The sequence below is a fragment of the Nostoc sp. UHCC 0251 genome (genome assembly GCF_034932245.1).
Lineage (GTDB): Bacteria > Cyanobacteriota > Cyanobacteriia > Cyanobacteriales > Nostocaceae > Nostoc.
Genome location: NZ_JAYGHD010000207.1, coordinates 1 through 4354 on the forward strand (window position 1 = coordinate 1; position 4354 = coordinate 4354).

4 protein-coding genes and 1 pseudogene are annotated in these 4354 nt (G+C 43.4%); 2 read left to right on the top strand and 3 right to left on the bottom strand.

The genetic code is table 11. The features are described from left to right. Window positions 1-52: 52 nt before the first annotated feature. The 3 genes from VB740_RS17295 to pgsA all read right to left on the bottom strand — a co-directional run bounded on the left by VB740_RS17295 (window position 53) and on the right by pgsA (window position 1827). Window positions 53-949, bottom strand: coding sequence for an LD-carboxypeptidase (locus VB740_RS17295; protein WP_323201197.1), 897 nt, complete (start codon window positions 947-949; stop codon window positions 53-55). A gap of 130 nt (window positions 950-1079) precedes the next feature. Then, window positions 1080-1316, bottom strand: a complete 237-nt coding sequence (locus tag VB740_RS17300) for a type II toxin-antitoxin system HicB family antitoxin (protein ID WP_323201198.1) — start codon at window positions 1314-1316, stop codon at window positions 1080-1082. Further along, complete coding sequence (gene pgsA / locus VB740_RS17305; protein WP_323201199.1) at window positions 1300-1827, bottom strand: CDP-diacylglycerol--glycerol-3-phosphate 3-phosphatidyltransferase; 528 nt, start codon at window positions 1825-1827, stop codon at window positions 1300-1302. The genes VB740_RS17300 and pgsA overlap by 17 nt, the downstream gene beginning before the upstream one ends. A 171-nt stretch (window positions 1828-1998) precedes the next feature. Here pgsA and VB740_RS17310 point away from each other — a divergent pair, with 171 nt between their 5' ends. Further along, on the top strand, window positions 1999-3435 hold the full coding sequence (locus VB740_RS17310) for an aspartate ammonia-lyase (RefSeq protein ID WP_323201200.1): 1437 nt from the start codon (window positions 1999-2001) through the stop codon (window positions 3433-3435). A 241-nt stretch (window positions 3436-3676) separates the two neighbouring features. Then, window positions 3677-4219 (top strand): annotated as a pseudogene (locus VB740_RS17315) (DUF362 domain-containing protein); the annotation flags it as partial. Between the last annotated feature and the right edge of the window lie 135 nt (window positions 4220-4354).

Sequence of the window (4354 nt, forward strand, 5' to 3'; positions counted from 1 at the left end):
TTCGCTGATTTTACATTTTGTCATATAGTTGGATTTTTTAACGCCGACTTACTTAATCAATCGCTAATATCCCCGCATCCCCATCTAAAGTTACCTCTACACCCACTGGTAAAGCTGCATTGGGGCTATCATGACCAAAAGGTAAGTCAGAAACAATCGGAATACCCAAATCGCCCAAGCGATCGCGCAACACTTCTTCTACACTAAAACTAGACACAGTTGGCGGCGCTTCACAACGAGTAAAACCGCCCAAAGCAATACCGCACACTTGTGACAAAGCACCGCTCAAACGCCACTGCGTCAGCATTCTATCGATGCGATAGGGTGCTTCTGTGACATCTTCTAACGCCAGTATTACACCATCCAGATGTGGCAGGATTGGTGTAGCTAAAAGGTTAGTAGCCACCGTGAGATTACCAGGTAATAAAGTGCCAGTCACCACGCCACCACCCCACCCGCAACCCTTGAGAGGCGCAAGAGGACGACCTTCTACCGAATCGAATAATCGCTCAACTGACCAATCTGGCTCATCTGCTAAAGTTGTCAGCACAGGAGCATGAACGCCGGAAATTCCTGCTATATAAAGGCTCCACAATAAAGCTGTGATATCAGAAAAGCCTATAAGCCACTTGGGAAGTGCTGAATTTTGTTGCCAATTCCAATCTTCTAAAATGCGGGTGCTGCCAAAACCGCCTCTGGAACAGAGAATACCACGACAATCAGGATCTTGCCACGCTGCTGCTAATTGCTGACGGCGGGTTTCGTCTGTCCCTGCCAAGTAACCCCATTTGTCATCTATCTGAGGACTGATTTCTAGTTGGTAGCCGCGCGATCGCCAAATTTCTATACCCCGTTCAAATGCCTCAAATTCTCGCAAAGCACCACTAGGGGCAATTACTTTTAGTAAATCTCCAGGTTTCAGGGGCGGTGGTAAAATTTTGGATGGCATGAAAATATTTAGGGGTGAGGAGAGACGCGATGAATCGCGTCTGTACAAGGGGTTAAGAATAAAGACTATACCTTAGAACTCCGATCAAATTTTATTGCATTATTTTTGGAATTACCGAGTGTTCTTATAATTACGGTGAGCATTGCACAAACTGAAAGGAAACATTAGCAGTCAAAGGCTCTGGTAATGGTTTTCCTTGTGCTTGGTAATCTTCAATCAAAAGTTCCAGCACTTCCTCACCATTATTGAGAGCATCCGCGTAGGTATTTCCATGAGTGTGTGCATAGGGGCCAAACTCAGGTAGGCTGACAATGTACTTTTTATCTTCCATCGACCACTGAATTACAATACTATATTGTCGTTTCATTAGTCCTAACTTTTTGCGGTATCAGGTAAATACCCCCAGATATTAAAGTCAGGGCTACAGAAATCCAAAAGGCAATCAGAGAGGGAGTTTGCCACACTTTACCCAGAGGCGCAATCAAAAGTGCGATCGCAACTATTTGACTAACAGTTTTGAGTTTACCCCAAATATTCGCCCCGGTAATTGTCGTTTGATTCACCCGCCAACCAGCGATCGCTAATTCTCGCGCTAAAATCAAAAACACTCCCCAAGCTGGCACTTTTCCTAATTCAATAAAAACCAGCAACGGTGCAAGTACCAGAAGTTTATCGACTAAGGGATCGAGAAACTTACCCAATTCACTAATTTGGTTGAGTTTCCGCGCCAAATAGCCATCTAACCAATCTGTCAATGCAGCAACGAGAAAAATCGCCAAACATATCCACTGGGCTTGAGGTGTGGGATTATATAAACCGTAAAGCAGAAATGGTATCCCCAATAGGCGAGAGAAGGTAATCCAGTTGGGTATAGTCATAATAATTCGTAATTCGTAATTCGTAATTCGTAATTCATAAATCAAACTTTAAAATTAACGACTGTAAAGCAACAAGCAGCGAGGCAAATATGCAAAATCTATGCAGATTAGTGTATCTGAGTGTGACTGCGTGGGAAAATTTGTTTTCTGTAGCTCTCTTAAAACAATACTATGACTGAACACACAGACTCTCAATTCCGCATCGAACGCGATTCGATGGGCGATCGCCAAATTGCTAGTAGCGTTTATTACGGCATTCAAACGCTGCGGGCTATCGAAAACTTCCCAATTAGCGGCATAAAACCTTTAAATACTTACGTAGATGCTGGGCTAATCATTAAAAAAGCTACAGCAATTGTCAATGGAGAACTAAATTGCATTCCCCAAGATATTAGTCAGGCGATTGTCCAAGCAACTGATGAAATCTTGGCTGGGAAATTCCGGGATCAATTTGTCGTAGATGTTTATCAGGCGGGTGCTGGAACGTCCCACCACATGAATATCAACGAAGTTTTGGCAAATCGTGCCTTAGAAATTCTTGGTGAAGAAAAGGGCAATTATAAACGTGTTAGTCCCAACGATCACGTTAATTATGGGCAGTCTACCAATGATGTGATTCCTACTGCAATTCGGATTGGTGGATTATTGGCATTATCCAAGACATTACACCCAGCAATAGATAGTGCGATCGCATCCTTAGAAAACAAAGCTGTAGAATTTCAAGATATCGTTAAATCTGGCAGAACCCACTTACAAGATGCCGTCCCCGTGCGTTTGGGTGAGAATTTCCAGGCTTGGGCACAAATTCTCACAGAACACCAAAACCGAATTTACACCGCCTCTGGAGATTTAATGGTGCTGGGTTTGGGAGGTAGTGCAGCCGGAACGGGGTTAAATACTCATCCTCTATATCGCGCCCGTGTAGTAGAAGTTCTTTCAGAATTGATTGATACTCCTTTAGAACCTGCACCGCATCTGATGGCAGCTATGCAGAGTATGGCTCCATTTGTAAATGTTTCTGGTGCTTTACGCAACTTGGCGCAAGATTTAGTCAAAATATCTCACGATTTGCGGCTGATGGATTCGGGGCCAAAAACTGGTTTGAAAGAAATTCAACTCCCCCCAGTGCAACCCGGTTCCTCGATTATGCCAGGTAAATATAACCCAGTGATGGCAGAGATGACATCAATGGTGTGTTTTCAGGTGATGGGTTACGACAGTGCGATCGCTTTAGCCGCGCAAGCCGGACAATTAGAATTAAATGTGATGATGCCCCTGATTGCCTATAACCTAATTCACAGTATCGAAATTCTCGGCAATACCATCGCTGTCCTTACAGAACGTTGCATTGAAGGAATCACAGCAAACCAGGAACGTTGTTTAGCTTATGCCGAAGGCAGTTTAGCTTTAGTAACCGCACTAAATACCCACATCGGTTATTTAAATGCCGCAGCTGTCGCCAAAGAATCTTTAGAAACTGGTAAATCTTTACGGCAGATTGTCTTAGAACGCGGATTGATGAATGAGGCAGAATTAGCCACAGTGTTAAATCTAGAACAGATGAGTGCTATCTTACCTCTGAGTCGAGAATCAAAGCAGATCGATTAGTGTCAATTTTTTTAACGAACCACAGAGGCGCAGAGTAGACATCTCCAAAAACTATTAAAGCTTTGCTGTGACTAGCTTATAAGATGCAATAGCAAGCATCGCTAACTAGCTAGTCATTACGATAAAATAGGGCTTTGAGATATTTATTGATGATAAGGAGGCAAAAATATGTAGTTATATGCGTTGATTTTATCCTGATGGCGAAGGAGCTATTTTTGTTATTACTGGTAATTTATTATCCATGCAGACTCAAAAATCATCTGTCAGTCTCATCCGGGCTACATCTTATGAACGAGAGGCTTTACGAGAATCTTTAGTTACACTGCTGGAACCTTTTGGAGGTATGGCAGCGTTTGTAAAAAAAGGCGATCGCGTTTTACTCAAACCGAATCTACTTACAGGCTCACGTCCTGGTAAAGAATGTATCACCCGTGCCGAACTAGTTTACGAAGTTGCCCAGATGGTAATTGAGGTTGGCGGTAAGCCATTTTTGGGCGATAGTCCTGCTTTTGGTAGTGCCAAGGGCGTAGCAGTGGCAAATGGCTATCTGCCTATTTTAGAAGAACTCAATCTTCCCATTATCGATTTTCAAGGTCAGCGTTACCAAACCGTCAGTGATAATTTTAACCATCTGCGACTGTCTAAAGAAGCAATGGAAGCAGATGTAGTGATTAACCTACCCAAAGTAAAATCACATGCCCAGTTGACATTAACATTGGGTGTAAAAAACTTGTTTGGTTGCGTCCCCGGCAAAATGAAAGCTTGGTGGCACATGGAAGCCGGAAGTGCGATTCGTTGCTTAGTGAATCACGGTAATCAGCCCGTACATAACTAAGCCAGCCCGACAGCAGATTACTGTCACTGAAGGCTGAACTCTCGGTCAGATGCAAGTGTAAGCCTTGCCATTCAGACTCAGAAT